This is a genomic window from Streptomyces venezuelae (assembly GCF_008642355.1).
In the GTDB taxonomy this organism is placed as follows: Bacteria; Actinomycetota; Actinomycetes; order Streptomycetales; family Streptomycetaceae; genus Streptomyces; species Streptomyces venezuelae_B.
Genome location: NZ_CP029193.1, coordinates 871,950 through 896,112, shown reverse-complemented (window position 1 = coordinate 896,112; position 24,163 = coordinate 871,950). Strand labels below are relative to the sequence as shown.

Here is a 24,163-nt window from a genome sequence, read left to right as displayed (position 1 = left end):
GAGGACGGCCCGGTGTCACGGCCCACGTGCCGCGCAGGCGGCCGGGCGTGTGTCGTCGCTCGGGGGTTGGGCCGGTTCGAAGGCCTGGCGCAGGCGGAGCAGGCCGCGGCGGGCGTGGCTCTTCACCGTGCCCAGGGGCCAACCCGTGACCACGGCGATCTGGGGCTGCGTCAGGTCGTCGTAGAACGCCAGACGCAGGACCTTGCGCTGAGGCGGGGGGAGGCGGGCCAGTTCGTGTGCCACGAGGACCCGGTCCAGCACGCCGTCCAGGGACGACGACTCCTGCGGGCGCACCGCGAGCGCCGCGCCCGCCGCGTCGACCAGCGCGGCCCGGCGGCTGCGCGCGGACAGCGCGTCCGCGACCTTGCGCCGGGTGATGCCGATGAGCCAGCCCGCGAGGGTGCCGCGCCCGGGGGAGTAGCCGGCCCGGCCGCGCCAGGCGGCGATGAACACCTGCTGCGTCACGTCCTCCGCCTCCCGCGCGTCCCCGAGCGAACGCCGGGCGACGCAGTGCACCAGCGCCGACCACCGCTGGTGGACGAGGGCGAGGCACGCCTCGTCCCCCGCCACGAAGCCGGTGACCAGCTCCTCGTCGTCCCCGCCCGCCGCGCGGCCCGGCGAGGGGACGGGGGCGCTCTCGGTGACCGGCTGGCTGGCGTTCATGTGCGGCTGCTCCTTCTGCCGAGCGGCCGCTTCTTCCGTCCCGGGGTGGTCCGTGGCGTGCGGGCGGCCTGGCGCCGATCCTTCGCGCGGGCGGGCGCACGAGCAACGTGCATCGATTCTGCGTCGTATTGCGTCGTACCGTAGGAGGCATGAACGATTCAGCGGCCGCGCTCACCTCGGGAGCCGTCGCCCGGCGCCTCGGCGTCTCACCGACCACCCTGCGCAGCTGGGACCGCCGCTACGGCCTGGGCCCCGCGGCCCGCACGCGGGGACGCCACCGCCGGTGGACGCCCGAGGACATCGCGGTGCTGGAACACATGTGCAGGCTCACGGCCAGTGGGATCCCTCCGGGTGAGGCGGCACGTCTGGCGGCGGACGGCTCCCGCGCGGCCTCCGAGAAGGCGACCGCGGAGGTGACCGGCGAGGCGACCGGGGAACCCGGCGCGCCGCCCGCGCGCCGGCCCCGCCGCGACGCCAGCACCGTCCTGCCCCTCGGCGACGTGCGCCAGGAATGCAGAGGCCTCGCCCGCGCCGCGGTCCGCCTCGACGCGCAGGAGATGCAGAGCAGGCTCGACACGCTGGTCGGCGAGCACGGCCTCGTACCCGTGTGGGACGAGGTCATGGTGCCCACGCTGCGCGCGGTGGGACGCAAGTGGGAGCTGTCCGACGACCGTTACGTGGAGGTCGAGCACCTGCTGTCCTGGCACATCTCGACCACCCTGCGCAGCACCCACCTGCTCCGCCCGCGCACCGCACCGCTCCTCGACACCTCACCGGTCCTGCTCGCCTGCATGCCGGACGAGCAGCACACCCTGCCCCTGGAAGCGCTCAACGCGGCCCTCAACGAGAAGGGTGTCCCCACCCTCATGCTGGGCGCCGCCGTCCCGCTGGAGGCGCTCGTCGCCGCAGTGCGGCGCACCGGGCCCTCCGCCGTCGTGCTGTGGGCGCAGGCCCGCGCCACGGTGGGCGAGGCGGTCGCCCGCCGTGTGGCGGGCATGGAGTGGGGTCCGGCCGGGGCTCGCCGCCGCGCGCTCGTGCTGCCGTCCGGACCGGGCTGGGGGCGGTCCGCGCCCTCCGGGTTCACCCGCTGCGGCAGCCTCCGGGACGCCGTCACCCTCTTGAGTGCGCCTCAGCCCCGTTAGAGAGCCACCGCCACACCGGTCGACCGGCGATTCGCGCGCGGTCGGTGCATCCAAGCGGCGATCCCGTGCGGAATGCTGGGCATGGGCATGGGCATGGGCGGACGACCGGCGAGGGGCCATATGCAGGACGCGGACATCGCCATCGTGGGGGCCGGTGCGGCGGGCCTGTCGCTCGCCCACCGGCTCGCCGTCGACCGCCCCGGCGGCCCCATGCCGTCGGTGGTCCTGATCGACGCCCCCGCAGGCCCCCTGAAGCCCGCCGAGCGCACCTGGTGCTTCTGGGAGGAGCCGCACGGTGAGTTCGACGCCGCCCTCACCGCCGTCTGGGACACCCTGCGCGTCCGCGCCCCGGACGGCACCGCCGTCGCCGCGTCGCCCGCACCGCTGCGCTACAAGATGCTGCGTTCCGGCGCCTTCGAGTCCCTCGTCGGCGACCGCCTCGCCGACGAGTCGAACATGGCGCGCCTGGAAGCGGTGGTCGAGGAGATCCACGACGTCGGCGACGGAGCCGAGGTCCGCACGCGCACACCCGGCGGACGCCCCCTGTCGCTGCGCGCCCGGTGGGTCTTCGACTCGCGCCCGGCACGGGTCCTGCCGCCGGGCCGCACCACCCTGCTGCAGCACTTTCACGGCTGGTTCGTCACGACCGACCGCCCCGCCTTCGATCCGCTGGTCGCAGACCTCATGGACTTCCGCACGCCCCAGCCCCCGCACGGCCTCTCCTTCGCCTACGTCCTGCCCACAAGCCCGCACCAGGCCCTCGTCGAGTACACCGAGTTCTCCCGCCAGGTCCTCGACGACCAGGCGTACGACCGCGCCCTGACGCGGTACCTGACCGACGAACTGGCCCTCGGCGCCCACGACGTCGTCCGCGTGGAGCACGGCGTCATCCCCATGACCGACGCCCGCTTCCCGCGCAGGGCGGGCCGCTCCGTCTTCCGCATCGGCACCGCGGGCGGAGCGACCCGTCCCTCGACCGGGTACACCTTCGCCGCCATCCAGCGACAGACACGCGCCATCGCCGCCGCCTACCACCAGGGGCGCACCCCGCAGCCGCCGCCCGCGCACTCGGCACGGTCCCGGGCGATGGACGCCGTACTGCTGCGCGCCCTGGACACCGGCCGGGTGAGCGGCGCGTCGTTCTTCACCCGCCTCTTCCGCGAGGTCCCCATGGAACGGCTGCTCCGCTTCCTCGACGGCCGCACCAGTGTCCGCGAGGACGTGACCATCGGCCTGCACACCCCCGTGGGCCCCATGCTGCGCACGGCGGCCGAACTGCCCCGCCTGCCCAGGTACCGGGCCCACGCCCCCGCTTCCGCCCCCACCCCCGCGCCCGCCCCGCGGCCCGTACACCCGGCCGAACGGAAAGAGAACTGAGATGACCGTGCTGCGCGACGACACCCTGTCCGCCGCGTTCGACCACGCCGCCCGCACCTACGACCGGCTCGTCGCGGCCAACCCCGGCTACCACGCGCACCTGCGCCGCTCCGCCCGGCGGCTGCGGCTGCCGGACGGCGGCGCGGGCCTGCGCCTGCTCGATCTCGGCTGCGGCACCGGCGCCTCCACCGCCGCGCTGCGCAGCGCCGCCCCGCTCGCCGAGATCGTCGCGGTCGACGCGTCGGCGGGCATGCTGGAGCGCGCGGCGGCCAAACCCTGGCCGCCCTCCGTGACGTTCGTGCACGCCCCGGCCGAGCGGCTCGAACAGGCGGGCGTGCGAGGGCCCTTCGACGCGGTCTTCGCCGCGTACCTCTTCCGCAACCTCGCCGACCCCGACGCCGTGCTCGCCGCGGTCCGCGCCCTGCTCGCCCCGCACGGCCGCCTCGCCGTGCACGAGTACACCCTCAGCGGACGCCTGACGGACCGTCTGGTGTGGACGGCCGTGTGCAAGGCGGTGGTGCAGCCCGCGGGCACCCTGTCCGGCGACGGAGCCCTCTACCGGCACCTGTTCCGGAGCGTCTCCGGCTTCGACACCGCCGACGCGTTCGCCGAACGCACCCGCAAAGCCGGCTTCCGTCACGTGCGCGTCCTGCCGATGCCCGGCTGGCAGACCGGCATCGTGCACACCGTGCTCGCCTCGGCCGACGGCTCGGGCGGAGCGGCCCGATGAACCTGAACGGCACGGAACAGCCGTACGCGACACCCCGCCGCGGCCGCGACCGCCGCGCCCGGGTGTGGCACGCGCCGACCGGCCTCGCGCGCGTACCGGACGGCGAGACACGCACGACGGCCGTCGTGGGCGGCGGCCTCGCCGGTCTCGCCGCCGCCACGGCCCTGGCGGAGCGCGGCGTCCAAGTGACCTTGTACGAACGCGAATACCAGCTCGGCGGCCGCCTGGCGGGCTGGCCCATCGAGCTCGCCGACGGCTCCACCGCGACCATGACCCGCGGCTTCCACGCGTTCTTCCGCCAGTACTACAACCTGCGCGGCCTGTTGCGCCGGACCGACCCGGGGCTGACCACACTGACCGGCCTGCCCGACTATCCGCTGTGGCACAGCGAGGGGTTCCGGGACAGCTTCGCGAAGGTGCCGCGCACCCCGCCGTGGAGCGCCGTCGGCTTCGCCGCGCTCAGCCCCACGTTCGGCGTGCGCGACCTGGCCCGGATGAACCCGCGCGCCGCCCTGCCCCTCATGGACGTCCGCGTCCCGGCGACCTACCGGCGGCTCGACGGCACCAGCGCGCACGAACTCCTCGAACGCATCCGGTTCCCCGAGGCCGCCCACCACCTGGCCTTCGAGGTGTTCTCCCGCAGCTTCTTCGCCGACCCGCGCCTGCTCTCGGCCGCCGAACTCGCCCTCATGTTCCACATCTACTTCCTCGGCTCCAGCGAGGGCCTGCTCTTCGACGTCCCGCAGGAACCCTTCCCCACGGCCCTCTGGGACCCCCTGGCCGCCTACCTCACCGGCCACGGCGTCGACATCCGCACCGGGCAGGCGGTGGAGAGCGTGCAGCCGGTGCCGGGCGGCGGATTCCGTGTCACCACCGAGGACGGCGGCGCACAGCACGACACCGTGGTGCTCGCCCTCGACACGACCGGCCTGCAGCACGTCGTCGCGCGCTCGCCCCGGCTCGCCGACCGCCGGTGGCGCGAGCGGATCATGCGGCTGCGCACCGCGCCGCCCTTCCTCGTCTCCCGCCTCTGGCTCGACCGCCCCGTGGCCGCCGACCGCCCGGGGTTCCTCGGCACCAGCGGATACGGGCCATTGGACAACGTGAGCGTCCTCGAACGCTGGGAGGGCGAGGCGCTCCGCCGGGTCGCGCGCACCGGCGGCTCGGTCGTCGAACTCCACGCGTACGCGGTGGATCCCGGCGCCGACCGGACCGCGGAACAGGAACGTCTGCGGACGCAACTGCAACGTGTCTACCCCGAGACGCGCGACGCCAAGATCGTGGACGAGCGGCACGAATGGCGCGCCGACTGCCCGCTGTTCGCGGTGGGCGGCTACGAGGACCGGCCCACCGTGCACACCGCGGACCCGGCCCTCACCGTCGCGGGCGACCTGGTCCGCACCGACCTGCCGGCCGCCCTGATGGAGCGCGCCGTGACCACGGGGTTCCTCGCCGCGAACGCGCTGCTCGCACGCTGGGGACTGCACGGGCAGACACTGTGGTCGGTCCCCGACCGGGGCAGGGTGCCGGCGCTGCGGGCACTCGACCGGCTGTTCGGGACATGAGCCGGGGCGCCGCGCGGCTCAGCCCGGGAAGCGGCCCGTGCTGCGCAGCGCCCACCGGCGTTCCGCGTACGCCAGGTCGTCGCGCCACAGCCGGGCCGCCGCCGCCCTCATGAGCGGCCGCAGCGCGGGCGCGGCGGCCCTGGCGGCGAGGAAACCCGGGCGCCCGGACGTGGCGATCACCGCCTCGACGACCGCCGTACGAGGATTCCCCGCCCGGTCCGCGCCCAGGGGCGTCGCGTGGGTCTCCACCACCGACCCCTCGCCCTCGCCTCGCGTGATGTGCATGACGACGGTACGGGGCTCCGGTGCGGTGAAGACCGCCCGCACGGGTACGACCGCGCGTCCCGCCACCTTGAACGACACGTCGACGGTGAACGCGTCCAGCCCCGGGTCGTCCCCGCCGCCGTCCGTGACGGGTGCCACCGTCAGATCCACGAAGGAGTACGGGTGGAACCACGCGCCGTGCCACGGGTCGAGCCGGTTGGCCACCACGTCCTCGGGCTCACAGCGCCCGGCCACCGTCAGCACGGCCGCCACGCTCTCCGCCGGGTCGGGACGCTCCGGCAACACCGGCCGCTCCAGGGGCTGTTCGCCGCCGACGTCGTCGAGTCTGACCCAGAGCAGGACACCGTCGTCGTAGGCCGGCCAGGGGCTCCAGCCCGCGAACGGCTGCCCGTCCAGGGACATGCCGTGCCAGTGACAGATCAGTGTCCCGCAGCGCACCGGACTGTCCTTGAGCGGGGCGCCCAGGTGCGGGCAGGCACCCGGTCCGGCCCGCAGCGTTCCCTCCGCGTCGCGCCACAGGACGATCTCCCGCCCCGCCACGGTGCGGCCCAGCGGACGGTCGTCCCTGAGCTGCCGGGTCGCGCCCACCACGTACCAGTTGCCGGACGGGCGGCCCTGGGCGCGCTTCAGCGCGTCGGCGATCACGGCGGGGCGTGCCTCGCGCCAGGTCGGCTGCTGGTCCTCCCACGCGAGGGGTTCGCGGCGCAGCCGCAGGGGGTAGCGGCTCATACCGGTTCCTTCCGGGTGTGCGGCGTGTACGTGCCGTCGTGCGAGGCCGGCTCTTCGGGCGGTGCGGGCGGCGGCAGCGCGGGGGAGTCGGTCAGCCGGTGCCTCAGGCGCGCGGCCGTCAGCCGGGCCAGGCCGTCGCAGGCGACCGCGGCACGGCGGCGGCGCGAGACGGCCGCCCGCCGGTGCAGGACGGCGTAGCCGCCGTCGGCGATCGCGTCCAGGATCGCGCCGTACAGCACGAACGCGGTGCGGATGCAGGGGCGTGCGACGGGGTCGAGCATGGCGAGGCCCGGGGCGGCGGTGGCGTAGACGCCGCGGGTGAACGCGGCGGCCTCCTTCAGCGCCTCGGTGATCCTGGGGTCCCCGCGCCCGGTGGTGCGGCTCCACCGCAGCAGCGCACGGTCGACGCCGTGCGCCGCGAGGAGTTCCTGGGGCAGATAGATCCGGCCGCGGTCCAGGTCCTCGCCGACGTCCCGCAGGAAGTTGGTGAGCTGGAAGGCGACCCCGAGGGCGGCGGCGTGCGGGGCGGCTTCGGCGCGGGGGACTACGGTGCCGAGCACGGGCAGCATCTGCAGGCCGATGACGGCGGCGGAGCCGTGCATGTACCGCTCCAGGTCGCCGTAGGTGGCGTACTCGGTCACCTCCAGGTCCTGACGCATGGACGTCATGAAGTCGCCGAAGTGCAGCGGGTCGATGGCGTACCGGCGGGCGGTGTCGGCCAGCGCCGTCACGACGGGTTCGCCGCTCTCCCCGGTCCGCAGCCCCCGGTCGAGCTGTGCCTGGAGCCGCCGCAGCGCCAGGGAGCGTTCGGCGGGCGCGGTGGTGATCTCCAGGTCGTCGACGATGTCGTCCGCCCACCGCGCGAAGCCGTACAGGGCGTGCACGGCGGGCCGCCGTTCGACCGGCAGCAGCCGGGTGGCCAGGAAGTACGTCTTGCCGTGGCGGGCGTTGAGGCGTCGGCAGTGGGCGTAGGCGGCGCGCAGCACGGGGTCGGTGATGCCCGCCGCGTCCAGCTCGCGGGCGGTCATCGGCTCTTCCCCGTGATGCGCGCGGCGGCCAGCTTGCCGGAGATCAGGACGGTGGGCACGCCCACGCCGGGCGTGGTGCCGCAGCCCGCGAGGACCGCGTTGTCGGTGCCCCGGACGAGGTTGCGGGGCCGGAAGGGGCCGGTCTGCGGGAACGTGTGGGCGGCGGAGAACGGGCCGCCCGCCGCGTGCCCTCGATCGGTCCAGTCCGCGGGGGTCACCATGCACTCCTCTTCGATGGCTGCCCCGATCCCGGCGAGTCCGCGTCGCTCCAGTTCGGTGAGGAGGCTGTCGCGGTAGCGGGGAGCGAGGTCGGTCCAGTCCTGGGCGGTGGGGCCGATGTCGGTGTTGGGGCAGGGGGCGAGCACGTAGTGCAGGTGGCGGCCGTCCGGTGCGAGGGAGGGGTCGGTGGCCGTCGGGCGGGTGATGAGCAGGGACGGGTCGGACATGAGCTTCCCGGTGCGGGTCAGTTCGTCGAAGGTCTGCTTCCAGGCCGACCCGAAGGAGATCGTGTGGTGGGCCAACTGGGGCCAGGTGCGGTCGGTGCCGAGGTGCAGGACCACCGCGGACGGCGAGTGCCGCAGCGGGCTCGGGCGGCGCGGGGCGCGGCCCAGGAGTGCGTACGCGACGGGGAGGTCCGGGGTGAGGACCACCGCGTCGCAGGGGATGCGCCCGTGGTCGGTGACGACGGCCGTGATCCGCGAGCCCGAACGTTCCAGGCGCTGGACCGTGTGCCCGTACCGGACGTCGGCGCCCGCGTGTTCGGCGGCGGCCGCCATGGCGCGCGGCAGGGCGTGCATGCCGCCGCGCGGGAAGTGGACGCCGGCGACGGTGTCCATGTAGGCGATGACCGCGTAGGCGGCGAGGGCGCGGGCCGGCGGCACGCCCGCGTACAGCGCCTGGAAGGAGAAGACCCGCCGCAGCCGCTCGTCGGAGATGAACGTGGCGATGCGCGCGTCGAGCCGCCCGAAGCCGCCGAGGGCGGCGAGCCGGGCCAGGTCGGGGGTGAGGAGTTCCAGCGGCGAGTCGAAGTTGGTGTCGATGAACCTGCGCATCTGGAGTTCGTAGAGCCGGGTGAGCCAGGTGCGCAGCCGCCGGTAGCCGACGGCCTGCCGGGCGCCGGCGAAGCGTTCGATCTCGGCCTCCATGGCGTCGGGGGCGGTGTGCACGTCGAGGGAGCTGCCGTCGGCGAACCGGGCCCGGTAGGCGGGGTGCAGCGCGACGAGGTCGAGGCGGTCGCGCAGGCTCTCACCGACCGCGGCGAAGGCGTCCTCGACGAGTTCGGGCATGGTCAGGACCGTGGGGCCGGTGTCGATCCGGTAGCCGCCGCGGTCCATGAGTCCGGCCCGGCCGCCCGGGTGGTCGTCCCGTTCGACGAGCGTGACCGTGCGGCCGGAACCCAGCAGGTGCAGTGCGGCGGACAGGCCCGCGAGCCCCGCGCCCACGATCACCACATGGTCGGTGCGGCCAGGAAGGGTCCTCATCGGCTCCCGCTCTCGATCAGGGGAAGGTGCGGGTCGGCGGTCGCGCCGGACACGGGCAGCCCCGCCACCCCGCGGAACAGTTCGTGCAGGCGCCGGTCCGCATGGGGGACCAGGGCGCCGGCGGCCAGGTGGCGGTGGGCCTGTCCGACCAGCTTGCGGATCTTGTCCTCGACGATCCCGCGGGCCCCGGTCGTCACGAACGCCTCCCGCACCTCGCGCACGTCGTCCTCGGAAAGATCGGCCCGGCCCACACAGCGGTCGAGCAGGGCCAGCACGTCGTGGTCCGCGGCGGCCTCGGCCCTGGCGGTCGCCACCGCCAGGAGGTAGGTGCCCTTGCCGTCGCGGATGTCGTCCCCCGAGGGTTTGCCGGTCTCCCCGGGATCGCCGAACGCGCCGAAGAGATCGTCCCGCAGCTGGAAGGCGATTCCCGCGCAGCGACCCGCCGAACAGAGCGCCCCGGTCGTCGCGTCGTCGGCGCCGGCGAGCGCGGCGCCGAGGGCCAGCGGGCGTTCCACCGAGTACAGGGCGGTCTTGAGGACGGCTGTCCGTACGGCCCCGGTCATCGACCGGGTCCCGGTGGCCTGCCCCCGGAGGTCCAGGTACTGGCCCGCGACCATCTCCGCCCGCATGGCCCGCCAGAGCCCGCGGACCCGGTGCGCCCGCGCCGGGTCGAGGACGGTCGCGGCGACCACGTCGTCGGCCCAGCTGAGCGCCAGGTCACCGGCGAGGATCGCGGCGGCCGTCCCGAAGTCCTGCTTCTCGGACGCGCCGTACTGGTTCTGGAGGTCGACGTGCACGGCGTCCCTGCCCCGGCGCAGCGGTGAGCCGTCCATGACGTCGTCGTGGACCAGGGCGCACGTCTGGATGAGTTCGAGCCCGGCGGCGAGCCGCAGGGCCGCGTCCACCTGACCGGGCCCGGCACCGCCCGCACAGGCCCGCAGGCCCCACCACAGGAACCGCGAACGGATGCGCTTGCCGCCGCGCAGGGTGAACCGGGCCACGCGGTCCGCGATGTCCCCGGCGAAGGCGGGGTCGATGGACCGGGCCTCCTCCAGCCGTCCATGGAGGATGCCCTCCAGCGTGCGGTGCACCGCGGCGGACACATCGGCGTCGATGTCGCACGCGCTCACACCGTCCAGGGCGTCCTGCCTGGTCCCCTCCGCGGGTCCCGAGAGCATGGCGCGTCCTCCCACCGTGACACTTGATCGATACGGGTCACAGAACGCTTCGGGCGCCGGAGGCCCGCCGGATGCACCCGGCTGCCGTCTACCGACCGTCACCGGGACGGCATGGGCGGCACCCGCGGGCGGGCGATGTTCGAACTTGTACCAACTCGTGCCCATGGCCATGGAATTGGCCATTCGGCCGCCGTTCCGGGGTCGAAATCGCGTCACGCATCGGAACCCCCGCCCGGTGGCCCCGACTCCGGATTGTCACCGCCGGGGCGGTCACGGGTTCCTATCGCCGCTGGTCACAGCGCGTGTCCTGACCGTTACAGAGCCGAGGGTGTTCACGGAATGGTTGATCCGGCCTCCAAGGTCGAGCACAAATTCCACACATCCCCTCTCCATACCCGTCCTCATGCTCTAGATTGTCCGTGCTTCAGCTGTTCGGGCGCGAGGCAGCCATAAATGATCAATAGTCCGGCGTTACGGACAGCGAGCGATCGCGTCCCGGCGCCGCACGTGGGGGTGATCAATTCCGGGGCCCGGTGCGGGCTTCGGGTGCGGGGAGCATCCGGGGTTTCCGACGGGTTTCGGCATCAGTTCGTGAGTCCGGCAGGACGAGTGTGTCCTTTTTGCCGCCGGGGTGGGTTGTTCACAAGGTTCACAAGCGCTGAATTGAGCGGAATGCCGTGCGCGAGGGGCGCGCGCTTTCCGCGGGGAGGAACAGCGCGGCACGGGAGGCGGGGGTCTCCCGGGGGAGGACCAGTGCGGGAGGCGGGGGCCTCCCGGGGGGAGGGGCAGTGCTGGGCGAACACGTCGAACCACTGGGGACCTGGGGGGTTCTGTGCGGCAGGGGGGATTAGTCAGCCCGTTTCCGTCGGCGCGCGGGCGTCTGGCGAACGGGGCGATCAGCGAGCCCGCAACCGAATGGGAGCAGCGGTACCGACGTACCGTGATCACCAGCGATACCGTGGCCACCGCATTCGTGGTGGCGGGGATCGGTATCTTCTTCGGGGCCCGGGACGCGGCCAACTGGCACGAAAAGTGGGGCATTCTCGCATTCGGCACCGAACTCCTGGTGCTGGGCGCATTGGCGGTCAGCCGTGCGTGGTCCCCGTCCGTACTCGGACAGGGCGCCGAGGAATTCCGGCGCCTCGGACGCTCACTGTTCACCGCTGTCGTGGTTCTCGCGCTCGGCGGAATCGCCCTCACCTCGCGCAACATCAAACTCTGGATCTTCGTGGCGATCCCCGCCATCGGGCTCGTCACCATGACCGCGCGGTACCTGCTGCGCCTGCGGCTGCACAGACAGCGGCAGGACGGGCGGTGCCTGCGGCCGGTGCTCGCCGCCGGCAGCCCGGAAACCGTGAGCGACCTGATCACCCGGGCCCGCAAGTTCCCGCACCTCGGCTGGCGTGTGGAGGCGGTGTGCACGGCGGACGGCCTCGGGCCCGACGGTGACCATCTCGACGGAGTGCCGATCGTCGGCGGCCTCGCGGACGTCGCCAACCACGTCCGCCGCGACGGCTACCGGGTCGTCGCGGTCACCCCTGACCCGCACTGGTCACCGGACCGGCTGCAGCGCCTCGCCTGGAACCTGGAGGGCAGCGACGCCGAAATGGTCGTCGCGCCCGTCCTGATGGAGGTGGCGGGACCGCGGCTGCACGTCGACGCGGTGCTCGGGATCCCGCTGCTGCGGGTGAGCATGCCCACCTTCACCGGGGGCCGCCGCGTGGTCAAAGGCATCGTCGACCGCCTCGGCGCGGCGTTCCTGCTGATCCTGTTCGCGCCGCTGATGGTGCTCGTCGGGCTGCTCGTCCTCGCGGACAGCCGGGGCGGGGCGCTCTACCGCCAGCGAAGAGTCGGCAAGGACGGCCGTGAGTTCACCATCTTCAAGTTCCGCACCATGGTCACCGGGGCGCACGACGCACGCGCCCAGCTGGCCGACCGCAACGAAGGCGCGGGGCTGCTCTTCAAGCTCCGCAGGGACCCGCGGGTCACCCGGGTGGGAGCGGTGCTGCGGCGGTACTCGATCGACGAACTCCCGCAGCTGTTCAACGTACTGACCGGATCGATGTCGCTCGTCGGGCCCCGGCCCCCGCTGCCCGAGGAGTCCGCCGCGTACGGCCCGGACATCAGGCGGCGACTGCTGGTCAAGCCGGGCCTGACCGGCCTGTGGCAGATCAGCGGACGCAGCGACCTGCCGTGGGAGGAGGCCGTCCGCCTCGACCTGCGGTACGTGGAGGACTGGTCGCTCGCCCTCGACACAGTGATCTTGTGGAAGACGCTGCGCGCGGTGATCCACGGCCAGGGGGCCTACTGATGCACGGGGACCGGCGTCCGCACAGGACGCGTACAGCAGGCCGGGACAGCCGGCCTGGGGGGAGTGGCCAGTCATGAAGGTCAGCGTTTTCGGGCTCGGCTACGTGGGCTGTGTGTCGGCCGCGTGCCTGGCCGGCAGGGGGCACGAGGTCGTCGGTGTCGACGTGAACCAGGTGAAGGTCGACCTGGTCAACGACGGCAAGGCCCCCGTGGTCGAGGAGCGGATCGGCGAGCTCACCGCCGACGTCGTACGGACCGGGGCGTTGCGCGCCACCACCGACGTCCGCGAAGCGATCATGGACAGCGAGGTGTCGCTGATCTGCGTGGGCACGCCGTCGGAGCCCAACGGCAGCCTGTGCACCACGTACTTGGAGCGCGTCACCGAGGAGATCGGCATCGCGCTCGCCGAGCGGGGCGGACGGCACACCGTCGTCTTCCGCAGCACCATGCTCCCCGGCACCTGCCTCAACCTGCTCGTGCCCATCCTGGAGAAGCACATCGGCGGCACGGCCGGGGTCGACTTCGGCGTCGCGGTCAACCCCGAGTTCCTGCGCGAGGGCACGAGCGTGCGGGACTTCTTCGACCCGCCCAAGACCGTCATCGGCGAACTCGACCCGGCCAGCGGCGACGCGGTCGCCGCGCTGTACGAGGGACTGCCCGGCGAGGTGTTCCGGGTGCCCGTCCCGACGGCGGAGGCGATCAAGTACGCGGACAACGCGTTCCACGGCCTCAAGATCGGCTTCGCCAACGAACTGGGCGCCGTGTGCCAGGCGCTCGGCGTCGACTCGCACCAGGTCATGGACGTGTTCATGGCCGACCGCAAACTGAACATCAGCCCCGCCTACCTGCGGCCCGGCTTCGCCTTCGGCGGCTCCTGCCTCCCCAAGGACCTGCGCAGCCTGGTCCACGCCGCGCAGCGCGCCGACGTCTCGGTGCCCATCCTGTCCCACGTCCTGCCCTCCAACGCCGACCACCTGCAGCGCGCGGTCGAACTGGTCGAGCGCACCGGCAGGCGCCGGGTGGGGATGTTCGGGCTCTCCTTCAAGCCCGGCACCGACGACCTCCGCGAGAGCCCGCTCGTCGAACTCGCGGAGAGACTCTTCGGCAAGGGGTACGACCTGCGGATCTACGACGCCAACGTCAGCCTCTCGCGGCTGATCGGCGCCAACCGCGAATACATCGAGACCCGGTTGCCGCACCTCGCGCAGCTGCTCGCCGACTCCGTCGACGACGTACTGGAGCACGCCGACGTGTGCCTGGTCGGGACCAAGGACCCGGCCGTGCTCGCGGCGCTGCCCCACGGCGAGTCGCCGGTGCTCATCGACCTCATCCACCTTCCCGACGCCGACGCGCGCCGGACCGAACCCGGGTACGTGGGCCTTGCTTGGTAATGCGGTACAAGACGACCGGCCCCGCCGGCGCGCGCTGATCCTGGTGGAGAACCTGTCGGTGCCGTTCGACCGGCGGGTGTGGCAGGAGTGCACGACGCTCCGCGACGCGGGGTGGACGGTGCACGTCATCTGCCCCCAGGGCACCAAACGGGACACCGAACCGGAGGCGGAGATCGACGGGGTGCGGATCCACCGCTACCCGTTGCGCGCCGCCACCTGGGGCCCCGCCGGCTATGTGCGGGAGTACGGATCGGCGCTGTGGCACACCGCACGGCTGATCCGCGAGGTCGGCCCGGTCCACGTGGTCCACGCCTGCAACCCGCCGGACCTGCTGTTCCTGCCGGTCCGGTGGCTGACCCGGCGCGGCGCACAGTTCGTCTTCGACCAGCACGACCTCGTGCCGGAGCTGTACCTCTCCCGGTTCGACCGCGGCGAGGACCTCCTCTACCGGGGCGTGCGCGCGCTGGAACGGATGACCTACCGGGCCGCCGACATCGTCCTCGCCACCAACGAGAGCTACCGGGACGTCGCGGTGAGCCGCGGCGGCAAACGGCCGGAGGACGTCTTCGTGGTGCGCAGCGCGCCCCAGGTGGAGCGGTTCCAACCGGTGGCTGCCGAACCGGAGTTGAAGAACGGCAAGCCCCATCTGCTCTGCTACCTCGGCGTCATGGGACCGCAGGACGGCGTCGACTACGCCCTGCGGGCCCTCGCGCGACTCCGCGACGAACTCGGCAGGACCGACTGGCACGCGGTGTTCGTCGGCGCGGGCGACGCCTTCGACGCGATGGTGGAACTGTCCGGGGAGCTCGGGCTCTCCGACCAGGTGGAGTTCACCGGGCGAATACCCGACGCCGACCTGGTGCGCTACCTGTCCACCGCCGACGTGTGCCTCTCGCCCGACCCGCACAACCCGCTCAACGACGTGTCGACCATGAACAAGGTCCTCGAGTACATGGCGATGGGCAAGCCGATCGTCTCGTTCGACCTGCGCGAGGCCCGCGTCTCCGCCGGTGACGCCGCCGTCTACGCGCCCGCCAACGACGAGGCGCAGTTCGCGAAGCTCGTCACGGAGCTGCTCGACGACCCGGAGAAGCGCGCCCGCATGGGCGCGATCGGCCAGGAGCGGATCACCGGCCCGCTCTCCTGGCAGAACTCCCAGAAGCAACTGCTCGCCGCCTACGACGCCGCCTGCCGCGGACGCACCGCGGCGCCGAGAGCCGCTCCGGGACGCCAGGGGAGGAGGCGGCTCCGTTGAGCGACGAAACGATACGACTGGCCACGGTCGGCCGGATACTCCGCCGCAGGTGGCGGCTGCTCGCGGTCCTCACCCTGGTGGGCGCACTCGTCGGGTACGGCGCCTCGGTGGTGCTCTTCCCGCCCCGGTACACGGCATCGGCGTCCGTACTCCTGCCGGGGCAGTGGGAGGAGCGCGAACTGCTCACCCAGGCACAGGTCGCGACCAGTTCGTCGGTCGTCGACCGCGCGGCCGCCGAGCTCGGATGGAAGGACGTCGACGCCACCGAACTCAAGGACAAGGTCGGCGCCAAGGCCACGGACGGGAACATCATCAAGATCTCGGGAACGGCAGAGAGCCCGGAGCGCGCACAGGAGCTCTCCGACCGGGTGGCACAGGAGTTCGTCAGCTTCTCCGCACGGCTCACGGGCGGCAGCACCGACGACGGAACGGAGACGGGCCCCGAGGCCCTGCGCAAGAAGGTGGAGGCGACCAACCGCCGCATCAGCGAACTCGCCGACTCGGCCGACCCGGGCCGGACCGTCGAAGGCGTACAGGCCCGCACGTCCCTGGAGAAGCTGCGGGCCTCGCTGGAGGAGGCCATGAAGAAGCTGGACCAGGCCGAGACCGTGTCCGGCAAGGCCGGCATGGTCGTCATGGGGAAGTCGCCCAAGCCGACCGGCGAGGCACCTCCGACGCGCACCCAGCTCATGGCCGGCGGGGCGCTCCTCTTCCTGGTGTCCGCCGTCATCGGCCACCTCGCCGCCGCCCGCACGAACCGCAGGCTGCGCACCGAACCCGAGATCGCCGCGGCGCTCCGCTCCGAACTGCTCGGCACCGTCGACGTACCCGACGAAGGACGCGCGCACCGGCCGGACGGCCCGCGAGCGATGGTGCGCCACTTCCTCGGCCTCGACACCCGCTGGGACACACCTGCCCCGCAGCGCTCCGCCGACGAGGCAGGACGGCGCATCCGCTACCGGCGCGTGTGCACCCGCCTCCGCAACAAGATGCCCGCCGCCCGGCGGCTCCTCGTCGTCGTGCCCGAGGGGGACGAGGTCGCCCACCGGGCCGCCGGGCAGCTCGTCGCCGAGTCCGCGAGCGATCCGTCCGTGAACGCCGCGAACAGGGGGTACCCCGCGCTGCGCGTCGTCGAGGTCCCGGTGTCACGGCCCGTCGTGCCGGACAGCGGCGCCGAGTCCGGCGCCCTGGTCGTGCTCAGCGCGGGCAACTGGACCGCCGCCGAGCTCGCCGGCATCGCCGAGGCGTGCGCGGACGGCGGGCACGAAATCGTCGGCGTCGTCGTCGCGGGCGCGGTCCGCGCCCGCGAGGACCGCCCCGCCGACCAGCCCCCGGAGAAGGCCACCCTGGCCCTCGCCGTGCGCGGCAACGCGACGGGAGGCCCGGCGTGACGACGAACGCGACCGCGGACGCCCCGGCGCCCACCCCGCTCTTCGACCTGCACTCCCTGGTGGTGTCGGTACGCAGGCGCCGCCGCCTCTGGTGCTCGCTCGCGCTCCTCGGATTCCTGATCGGCGCGGCCCTCGCGGTCCTCATGCCGCCCCCGCCGAGCGCGGTGACCAAGGTGCTCGTCGCCCACCAGGAGGACCAGCCCAACGACACCGGCACGCTGATCCGCACCGACGTCGAGATCCTGGGGACCACCCGCATCGCGGGCAAGGCCCTCCAGTCCCTCGAGTCCACCGAGAAGCCCGAGGACTTCCTCCAGGACTACCGGGGCACCGGCCTGACCAACAACCTCATGCAGATCGACGTGACGGGCAAGGACGACGCCGACGCGGTCGCGCGAGCGAAAGCGCTGGCGGACGCGTTCGTCGCCGACCACGTACGCCGGATGCAGGCGGCCGCGAAGGCCGAGGCCAAGGCGCTGCGCGACCAGCGCGACCGCATGCGGGACGAACTCAAGGAGGTCAACGAGTCGATCGGCGACAGGTCGCCGGAGACCGACCCGCAGGACTCCGCGAGCATCGAGTCCCTCTTCTCCCGCCGCGCCGAACTCACCTCGCGCATCGCCGACTACGACCAGCGCGCCGAGGAAGCCCAGATGGGCACGCCCAAGATCATCGCCGGTACGCAGATCGTGGACGCCCCACGCGCGGTGGAACAGTCGCTGCCCAAGTCGGCCGCCACGAAGGCCGCGATCGGGCTCGTCCTCGGGCTCGTCCTCGGTCTGGCGCTGGCCGCCGTCACCTCCCTGGTGGCCGACCGGCCCGTGCTGCGCCGGGAGATGGCGGCGCACCTGGGCGCCTCGGTCATCGCCGAGCTGCCCCGGGTTCCGCGCCGCCCGGCAGGGCGCTGGCAGCTCAAGCGCACCCGGGTGGCACGCGAACGGCTCGCCGCCTCCCTCGCCCGCACCGCGCGCGGCTCCAAGGAACCGGTGTCCCTGCTGGAACTGGGGTGCGCGCGCAGCACGAGCGCGCTCGCCCTGGACGTCGCGGGGGTGCTCGCGGCGGAGGGGCCCGTCGTCGTCATCGACGGCCTGCCCGGCTCGGAACTCTCCGACAGCCGCCGCATACCCGGGGACGTCACGATCGTCGGCGGCGAGCGTGCCGCGACCGTGTCGCACCAGGTGCGCCGCATCGGCGTCGGCTCCGTCGCGCCCGGCACGGCGTGGACCGACCTCCAGTACCTGGGCGGCCAGGCCGTGCTCGTCGTACGGGCCGGACACGGCAGCGCCGCCTGGTTGCACACCGTCGCACGCCAACTCGCCGACCAGCGCATCCCGGTGATCGGCGTCGTGCTGATCGACCCCGACCCCCGCGACCGGACCGACGGCACGCTGTGGGACGGACTGCACACCGCGCTGCGAGGCCCTCATGAGCGGCTGCCCCGGCAGAACGGGACTGGGCAGCCGCGGACGGAAAGGCCGTCGGTGCCGGCCGCACGGGTCCCGTACAGCGACCAGGAGGCCAGGTAGAACATGTGCGGCATCGCAGGAACGTACCGTTGGCCCGACGGCAAGGCGGTGACCGACCGGCTCACCGACGTCCTCGCCCACCGCGGCCCCGACGGGTCGGGCAGGTACAGCCACCCGGCCGGTGACGGCGAAGTGCACCTCGGGCACCGTCGCCTGGCCATCATCGATCTCTCCGAGACCGGCGCCCAGCCGATGGTCTCGGACGGCCTCTCCCTCACCTACAACGGCGAGCTGTACAACGCGCCCGAACTCCGTGCCGAACTGACCGGCGCCGGGGTGCGCTTCCGCGGCACCTCCGACACCGAGGTGCTCCTGGAGGCCTGGCGGCGCTGGGGCACGGACTGCCTGCCCCGGCTGCGCGGCATGTTCGCGTTCGCCGTCTTCGACGAGCGCACCGGCGAACTCGTGCTCGCCCGCGACCAGCTCGGCATCAAGCCGCTGTTCCTGCTGCGGCGCGGCGGGGGCATGGTGTTCGCCTCCGAGCTGAAGGCGCTCGCCGCCGTCACCGGCGGATCCCTCGACGTCGACCACGCGGCCCTGGTGGCCTCGCTCCTCTACTACTGGGTCCCCGACTCGCGGTGCGCGTTCCGCGAGGCGGAGAAGCTGCCGCCGGGAAGCTGGCTGCGGATCCGGCCCGACGGCCGGGAGGAGCGCGGCACGTACTGGAACCTGAAGGACGTCGCCGCCGAGGGCCGGGAGCGGGCCCGCAGCGGCGAACGGCCGGACCTGGCCGCCATCGTCGAGGAGTCGACCCGGCAGCACCTGCTCTCCGACGTGCCCGTGGCGACCTTCCTCTCCGGCGGCCTCGACTCCAGCTACCTGACCGCGCTCGCGGCCCGCCACCAGCCGGGGATCTCCGCCTACACCATCGGATTCCGCGCCGCCGACGCCAAGTTCGAGGCGATGCCCGACGACCTGCGCTACGCCCGGCAGGTCGCCCGGCGGTACGGGGTAGACCTGCACGAGATCGAGATCGCCCCGAACGTCCTCGACCTGCTCCCGCAGATGACGTACTCCCTGGACGAGCCGATCGGCGACCCCGCGGCGATCAACACATTCCTGATCTGCTCGGCCGCCCGCGAGGCCGGCGTCAAGGTGATGCTCTCCGGGATGGGCGCCGACGAACTGTTCGCCGGGTACCGCAAGCACCTGGCCAACCTGCTCGCCCTGCGCTACCAGCGCGTCCCCGGGCCGCTGCGGCGAGGGGTGTCCGGTGTGGTGGACCGGCTGCCGGTCGCGACGGCCCGCCGGGGCTACCGCTCGGTGCGGTTCGCCAAGCGGTTCCTCTCCTTCGCGGGACTGCCGGAGGAGACCGCGTTCCGCCGCAGCTACACCATGTACGACCAGGACGAACTGCTCGCCCTCGTCGACCCGGACCTGGCGGGGACCGTCGACGACGTGCTGACGGAGCACGCGGACGTCTACCGGGACAACGAACTCGACGACCACGTCAACCGCATGTGCCTGACCGACGCCCGGATGTTCCTGCCGGGCCTCAACCTCGCCTACACGGACCGCTCCAGCATGGCCGCATCGACCGAGGTGCGCGTGCCGTACGTCGACGTCGACGTGGTCAGGGCGGCGTTCACCGTGCCGGGCGACCGCAAGATCGTGGGGCGGCAGGGCAAGGCCGTCCTCAAGGAGGCCGCCACCTCGATCCTGCCCAAGGAGATCGTGTACCGGCCCAAGGGCCTGTTCAGCGCGCCGCTGCGGGCCTGGATGAGCCGGGACCTGGCGCCGCTGGTGCGCGAGGTCGTCAACGACGGCGTGCTCGTGAACTCCGGGATCCTGCGCCGCGACGCGCTGGCCCGCATGGTCGCCGAGGACGCCGCCGGTCAGCGGGACTTCTCCAAGCATCTGTGGCATGTGCTGACCCTCGAGTACTGGTACCGCGGCGCTGTCTCCGGCTCCGGCCGGAGCCAGGCGGCCTGAAACACGTGAAACAAGAGGAGCTCGGGTGAAACAGGTTGTGCAGAACTACAAGAGCGGCGAACTGGCGCTGCTCGACGTACCGGCACCGGGGTGCAAGCCCGGCGGTGTCCTGGTGCGCAGCGCCTACTCGCTGATCTCCACCGGAACCGAGCTCATGAAGGTGTCCGAGGCCGGCATGTCGATGGTGGGCAAGGCCCGCTCCCGGCCGGACCAGGTGGCCAAGGTCATGCAGAGCGTCGCCACCAACGGGGTGCCCGCGACGTACCGCAAGGTGATGGGCAAGCTCGACTCCTACACGCCGCTCGGCTACTCGCTGTGCGGCGTCGTCGAGCAGGTCGGCGACGGGATCGACGACGTGGCCGTCGGCGACCTCGTGGCCTGCGCGGGCAACGAGCACGCCCTGCACGCCGAAGTGAACTGGGTGCCCGAGAACCTCTACACCCCGGTGCCGGACGGCCTCGCGCCGCGGCACGCGGCCTTCGGCACCGTCGGCTCGATCGCCATGCAGGGCGTCCGCCAGGGCGAACCGCAGCTCGGTGAGGTGGCGCTGGTCATCGGCCTCGGCCTGATCGGGCAGCTCGTCGTGCAACTCCTCGTCGCGTCGGGCGTCCGCGTCGTCGGCGCCGACCCCGACCCGTCGCGCTGCGCGCTCGCCGAGCGGCTCGGCGCCGCGGCCTGCGGCGACCCCGCGTCCGCCGCCGTGGAGGCCGCCGTCGCCGACCTCACCGGCGGCCACGGCGTCGACCAGGTGTACCTGGCCGCGGGCGGCGGCAGCAACCAGCCCGTCGAGCTCGCCGCCCACCTGAGCCGCGACCGGGGCCGGGTCGTCGACATCGGCAAGTGCAGCCTGGACCTGCCCTGGAACGCGTACTACGAGAAAGAACTCGACGTCCGCTTCTCCCGCAGTTACGGCCCCGGTCGCTACGACCCGGCGTACGAACTGGAGGGCCGCGACTACCCGATCGGCTACGTGCGCTGGACCGAGCGCCGCAACCTGGCGTGCTTCCTCGACCTCGCCGCCCGCGGCAGCGTCGACGTGGAGCCCCTGATCTCCCACATCGCCGACTTCGACGACGCCGTGGAGACGTACCGGAGCCTGAAGGACGGCGAACTCAAGGCCGTCGCCGTGCTGTTCCGCTACCCCGAACACACGGCGGAGACCGGCGAGGCGGCGGCTCCGTCGGTGACCGTGCCCGCGGTGAAGCTGAGCGGTTCCGCGGCGGCGGCCCCCGTCCGCGCCCACAAGTCGCCGGTGCGCCTCGCGTTCGTCGGTGCCGGGAACTACGCGACGTCGATGCTGCTGCCCCACCTGACCGGCCGCGACGGCGTCGAGCTGTCGACCGTCGTCACCACGACCGCGCTCTCCGCCGCCAACGCGAAGCGGAAGTTCGGCTTCGCCGAGGCGACCACCGACCTCGACGCCGTGCTCGGCGACAAGTCCATCGACGCGGTCTTCGTCGTCACCCGCCACAGCTCCCACGCCGAGCTGACGAAGCAGGCGCTCCATGCGGGCAAGGCGGTCTTCGTCGAGAAGCCCCTGGCCCTCGGCGAGGACGAACTGGCCGATGTACTGAAGGCTGTGGAGGAGTCCGGCAACGACCGGCTCCAGGTGGGCTTCAACCGCCGGTTCTCGCCGCTGCTGCGCGAGGCCAAGAAGCGGTTCGGCGCCCGCACGGGACCGGCCAGCGTCCGCTACCTCGTCAACGCGGGCAAACTGCAGCACGGCAGCTGGTACCTGCGCCAGGGCAGCGAAGGCACCCGGTTCGCCGGTGAGGGCGGGCACTTCATCGACACGGTGAGCTGGCTGCTCGACGCCGACCCGATCTCGGTGTACGCGCTCGCCACCCCCGGCAACGACGACCTCCAGGTCGTCCTGCGCTACCCCGACGGCTCCATCGCCACCATCAGCTACGTCACCTCAGGTCCCGCCGGCCTCCCCAAGGAGACGCTGGACCTGGTCGCCGACGGCAAGGCGCTGCGGCTCGACGACTTCGTCCGCGCCTCCGTGTACGGGAACAAGCGGTGGGTCAGCTCCCGGCTGCCCAAGGCCAGGGACAAGGGCCAGGAAGCCGAACTGGCCGCGTTCGTCAGGGCCGTGCGCACCGGCGGTCCGATGCCGGTGCCGCTGACGTCCCTGGCGGCCACCACCGCGGCCACCCTCGCCGTGCGGACCGGCCTGGCCGGTGGCGCGCCGGTGACGCTGGCGGGCGCCGAATGAGCATGAGCGCGGGCTGGTACCTGCGGCGGCTCTCCCGGATGGGGCCGCTGGAGATCGGCGGCCGGGCCGGCGACGTCGTGCGCAGGCGGCGCTGGCGGTCCGCGCCGCCCGCCTGCCCGCGCCCGGCCGACGCCCGGTTCACCGCGGTCCTGCCCGCCGGGACGCTCGACGCCGTGCCGCCGCAGGCCGCGAAACGGCTCGTCGCCGAGGCGGACCGGCTGATGGCCGGGCACGCCGAGTTCTTCGGCGTGGTCCGCGACGACCTGGTGGACCCGGACTGGTGGTACGACCCGAAGACCGGGCGGCGCGCCCCGTGGGGCTACGCCTTCGACGTGCCGTACCGCGACGAGGACGCGGTCGGCGACATCAAGCAGATCTGGGAGCCGTCCCGGCACCAGTACCTCACCGTGCTCGCCGCCGCCCACGCGGTCACCGGGGACGAGCGGTACGCCGAGCGGGTCGCCGAGCACCTGCGGTCCTGGTGGGCGGCGAACGCGCCGCTGCGCGGGGTCCACTGGACCAGCGGCATCGAGCTGGGCATCCGCCTCCTGTCGTGGGTGTGGATCCGCAGGCTGCTGGACGGCTGGCAGGGCGCGGCCGACCTGTTCGAGAACAACCCGGTGGCGGTCGACCAGATCTGGCACCACCAGCGCTGGCTCGCCGCCTTCCCCAGCCGCGGCTCCTCGGCGAACAACCACGTCATCGCCGAGGCCGCGGGCCAGCTCGCGGCCTCCTGCGCGTTCGCCTGGTTCCCCACCTCCGCGCGCTGGCGCGACGACGCGCTGCGGTCCCTTGAGCGGAACCTGCGCGGCAACACCTTCCCCTCCGGCCTCAACCGCGAACTGGCGAGCGAATACCACGGACTCGTCCTCGAACTCGGCCTCGCCGCCGTGGCCGAGGCGGACGCCGCGGGTGTCGCCGTCCCCGCGACCGTGCGCCTCGTGCTGCTGCGCATGACCGACGCGCTCGCCGCCGTCGTCGACAACCGGCTGCGGCCGCCCCGCCAGGGGGACGCGGACGACGGGCACGGACTCGTCGTGGACGGCCCCGGCACCGACCGCTGGGCCTCGCTCCTCGCCACCGGCGACGCCGTGTTCGGCCGCCTCGACTGGTGGCCCGAGGTGCCGGAAGGCGGCGTGCGCACCCCGCTCCTCGCCGCGCTCATCCGCCCGTACGCGAAGAACGACAGCCCCCGGCGCGTGACCCGCCCGAGGAGCCGTCCCGCCCACTTCGCCGACGCGGGCATGACCATCCTGCGCGGCCCGGAGAAGATCTGGTGCCGCTGCGACGGCGGCCCGCACGGCTTCCTCTCCATCGCCGCGCACGCCCACGCCGACGCGCTGTCCGTGGAGGTCAGGCACGACGGGGTCGACGTGCTCGCCGACCCGGGGACGTACTGCTACCACGGGCAGCCCCACTGGCGGCAGTACTTCCGCTCCACCCTGGCTCACAACACCCTGCAACTGGACGGCGCCGACCAGTCCGTGTCCGGCGGCCCGTTCCTGTGGACCAGGCACGCCCGCACCCGCGTCCTGGTCGCCGACACCGCGGGGCGGAACGTGGCCCGCTGGTGCGCCGAACACGACGGCTACCAGCCCTCCGTGCACCGCCGCCGCGTCGAAGTGGCGGCGGCCGAGCAGGAGGTGCGGATCACCGACGAGGTGCTCGGCCCGCACCGGACCGTGCGCCTGGCCTTCCACCTCGGACCGGCGATCACCGCGGACCTCGACGGGCACCGGGCCACGCTCACCTGGACCCGGGACGGCGAGGCGCGTTCCGCGGTGCTCGAACTGCCCGAGGAGCTGCGCTGGCGGGCACACCGCGGCGAGAGCGACCCTCCGCTCGGCTGGTACTCCGCCGGGTTCGGGCGCAAGGAGCCCGCCACCACGCTGGTCGGCACCGGCGGGTCCGCCGACGGCGTGCGAAGTTTCGCCTCCGTACTCAGGTTCCAGGGCTAGGGGG

The 24,163-nt window shown here is 73.2% G+C and carries 17 protein-coding genes; 12 read left to right on the top strand and 5 right to left on the bottom strand.

All coding sequences use genetic code 11. The features are described from left to right. Positions 1 to 15 precede the first annotated feature (15 nt). Positions 16 to 663 (bottom strand): sigma-70 family RNA polymerase sigma factor, encoded by a 648-nt coding sequence (locus tag DEJ47_RS03895; RefSeq protein WP_150164948.1) that lies wholly within the window; start codon positions 661 to 663, stop codon positions 16 to 18. Positions 664 to 812: 149 nt separating this feature from the next. Here DEJ47_RS03895 and DEJ47_RS03890 point away from each other — a divergent pair, with 149 nt between their 5' ends. From DEJ47_RS03890 to DEJ47_RS03875, 4 genes are all read left to right on the top strand, one after another. After that, positions 813 to 1,805 (top strand): MerR family transcriptional regulator, encoded by a 993-nt coding sequence (locus DEJ47_RS03890; RefSeq protein WP_150164946.1) that lies wholly within the window; start codon positions 813 to 815, stop codon positions 1,803 to 1,805. 120 nt (positions 1,806 to 1,925) lie between these two features. Then, positions 1,926 to 3,182 (top strand): lycopene cyclase family protein, encoded by a 1,257-nt coding sequence (locus DEJ47_RS03885; RefSeq protein WP_150164944.1) that lies wholly within the window; start codon positions 1,926 to 1,928, stop codon positions 3,180 to 3,182. A gap of 1 nt (position 3,183) precedes the next feature. Then, positions 3,184 to 3,912: a class I SAM-dependent methyltransferase gene (locus DEJ47_RS03880; RefSeq protein WP_150164942.1), complete on the top strand. Its 729-nt coding sequence runs from the start codon at positions 3,184 to 3,186 to the stop codon at positions 3,910 to 3,912. Further along, complete coding sequence (locus tag DEJ47_RS03875) at positions 3,909 to 5,477, top strand: FAD-dependent oxidoreductase (RefSeq protein WP_150164939.1); 1,569 nt, start codon at positions 3,909 to 3,911, stop codon at positions 5,475 to 5,477. The genes DEJ47_RS03880 and DEJ47_RS03875 overlap by 4 nt, the downstream gene beginning before the upstream one ends. An 18-nt stretch (positions 5,478 to 5,495) precedes the next feature. Here DEJ47_RS03875 and DEJ47_RS03870 read toward each other — a convergent pair whose 3' ends face one another. Genes DEJ47_RS03870 through DEJ47_RS03855 form a run of 4 tightly spaced genes read right to left on the bottom strand, consistent with a single transcriptional unit; the run spans position 5,496 to position 10,178 of the window. Continuing rightward, a complete protein-coding gene (locus DEJ47_RS03870) occupies positions 5,496 to 6,491 on the bottom strand; it encodes a DUF5914 domain-containing protein (RefSeq protein WP_150164937.1) in 996 nt (331 codons plus the stop codon). Beyond that, the gene (locus DEJ47_RS03865) at positions 6,488 to 7,519 is read right to left on the bottom strand and encodes a phytoene/squalene synthase family protein (RefSeq protein ID WP_150164935.1); all 1,032 of its coding nucleotides are present in this window, start codon (positions 7,517 to 7,519) and stop codon (positions 6,488 to 6,490) included. Before DEJ47_RS03865 ends, DEJ47_RS03870 begins: the two co-directional genes overlap by 4 nt. Beyond that, the gene (locus DEJ47_RS03860; protein ID WP_150164933.1) at positions 7,516 to 9,000 is read right to left on the bottom strand and encodes a phytoene desaturase; all 1,485 of its coding nucleotides are present in this window, start codon (positions 8,998 to 9,000) and stop codon (positions 7,516 to 7,518) included. The genes DEJ47_RS03865 and DEJ47_RS03860 overlap by 4 nt, the downstream gene beginning before the upstream one ends. Then, positions 8,997 to 10,178: a polyprenyl synthetase family protein gene (locus tag DEJ47_RS03855; protein WP_150164931.1), complete on the bottom strand. Its 1,182-nt coding sequence runs from the start codon at positions 10,176 to 10,178 to the stop codon at positions 8,997 to 8,999. Before DEJ47_RS03855 ends, DEJ47_RS03860 begins: the two co-directional genes overlap by 4 nt. A gap of 832 nt (positions 10,179 to 11,010) precedes the next feature. Here DEJ47_RS03855 and DEJ47_RS03850 point away from each other — a divergent pair. The 8 genes from DEJ47_RS03850 to DEJ47_RS03815 all read left to right on the top strand — a co-directional run bounded on the left by DEJ47_RS03850 (position 11,011) and on the right by DEJ47_RS03815 (position 24,159). Continuing rightward, positions 11,011 to 12,489, top strand: coding sequence for a sugar transferase (locus tag DEJ47_RS03850; protein WP_150164929.1), 1,479 nt, complete (start codon positions 11,011 to 11,013; stop codon positions 12,487 to 12,489). A gap of 73 nt (positions 12,490 to 12,562) precedes the next feature. Further along, the gene (locus tag DEJ47_RS03845; protein ID WP_150164927.1) at positions 12,563 to 13,879 is read left to right on the top strand and encodes a nucleotide sugar dehydrogenase; all 1,317 of its coding nucleotides are present in this window, start codon (positions 12,563 to 12,565) and stop codon (positions 13,877 to 13,879) included. Continuing rightward, positions 13,869 to 15,134 (top strand): glycosyltransferase family 4 protein, encoded by a 1,266-nt coding sequence (locus DEJ47_RS03840; RefSeq protein ID WP_150164925.1) that lies wholly within the window; start codon positions 13,869 to 13,871, stop codon positions 15,132 to 15,134. Before DEJ47_RS03845 ends, DEJ47_RS03840 begins: the two co-directional genes overlap by 11 nt. Continuing rightward, entirely contained in the window at positions 15,131 to 16,525 is a 1,395-nt protein-coding gene (locus DEJ47_RS03835) for a Wzz/FepE/Etk N-terminal domain-containing protein (protein ID WP_150164924.1), read from the top strand. The genes DEJ47_RS03840 and DEJ47_RS03835 overlap by 4 nt, the downstream gene beginning before the upstream one ends. Then, a complete protein-coding gene (locus tag DEJ47_RS03830; RefSeq protein WP_150164922.1) occupies positions 16,522 to 18,051 on the top strand; it encodes a Wzz/FepE/Etk N-terminal domain-containing protein in 1,530 nt (509 codons plus the stop codon). Before DEJ47_RS03835 ends, DEJ47_RS03830 begins: the two co-directional genes overlap by 4 nt. A gap of 3 nt (positions 18,052 to 18,054) precedes the next feature. Next, positions 18,055 to 19,983 (top strand): asparagine synthase (glutamine-hydrolyzing), encoded by a 1,929-nt coding sequence (gene asnB, locus DEJ47_RS03825; RefSeq protein ID WP_150164920.1) that lies wholly within the window; start codon positions 18,055 to 18,057, stop codon positions 19,981 to 19,983. 25 nt (positions 19,984 to 20,008) lie between these two features. Next, positions 20,009 to 22,201: a bi-domain-containing oxidoreductase gene (locus tag DEJ47_RS03820; RefSeq protein ID WP_150164918.1), complete on the top strand. Its 2,193-nt coding sequence runs from the start codon at positions 20,009 to 20,011 to the stop codon at positions 22,199 to 22,201. Beyond that, complete coding sequence (locus DEJ47_RS03815) at positions 22,198 to 24,159, top strand: heparinase II/III family protein (RefSeq protein ID WP_150164916.1); 1,962 nt, start codon at positions 22,198 to 22,200, stop codon at positions 24,157 to 24,159. The genes DEJ47_RS03820 and DEJ47_RS03815 overlap by 4 nt, the downstream gene beginning before the upstream one ends. Positions 24,160 to 24,163: the final 4 nt, after the last annotated feature.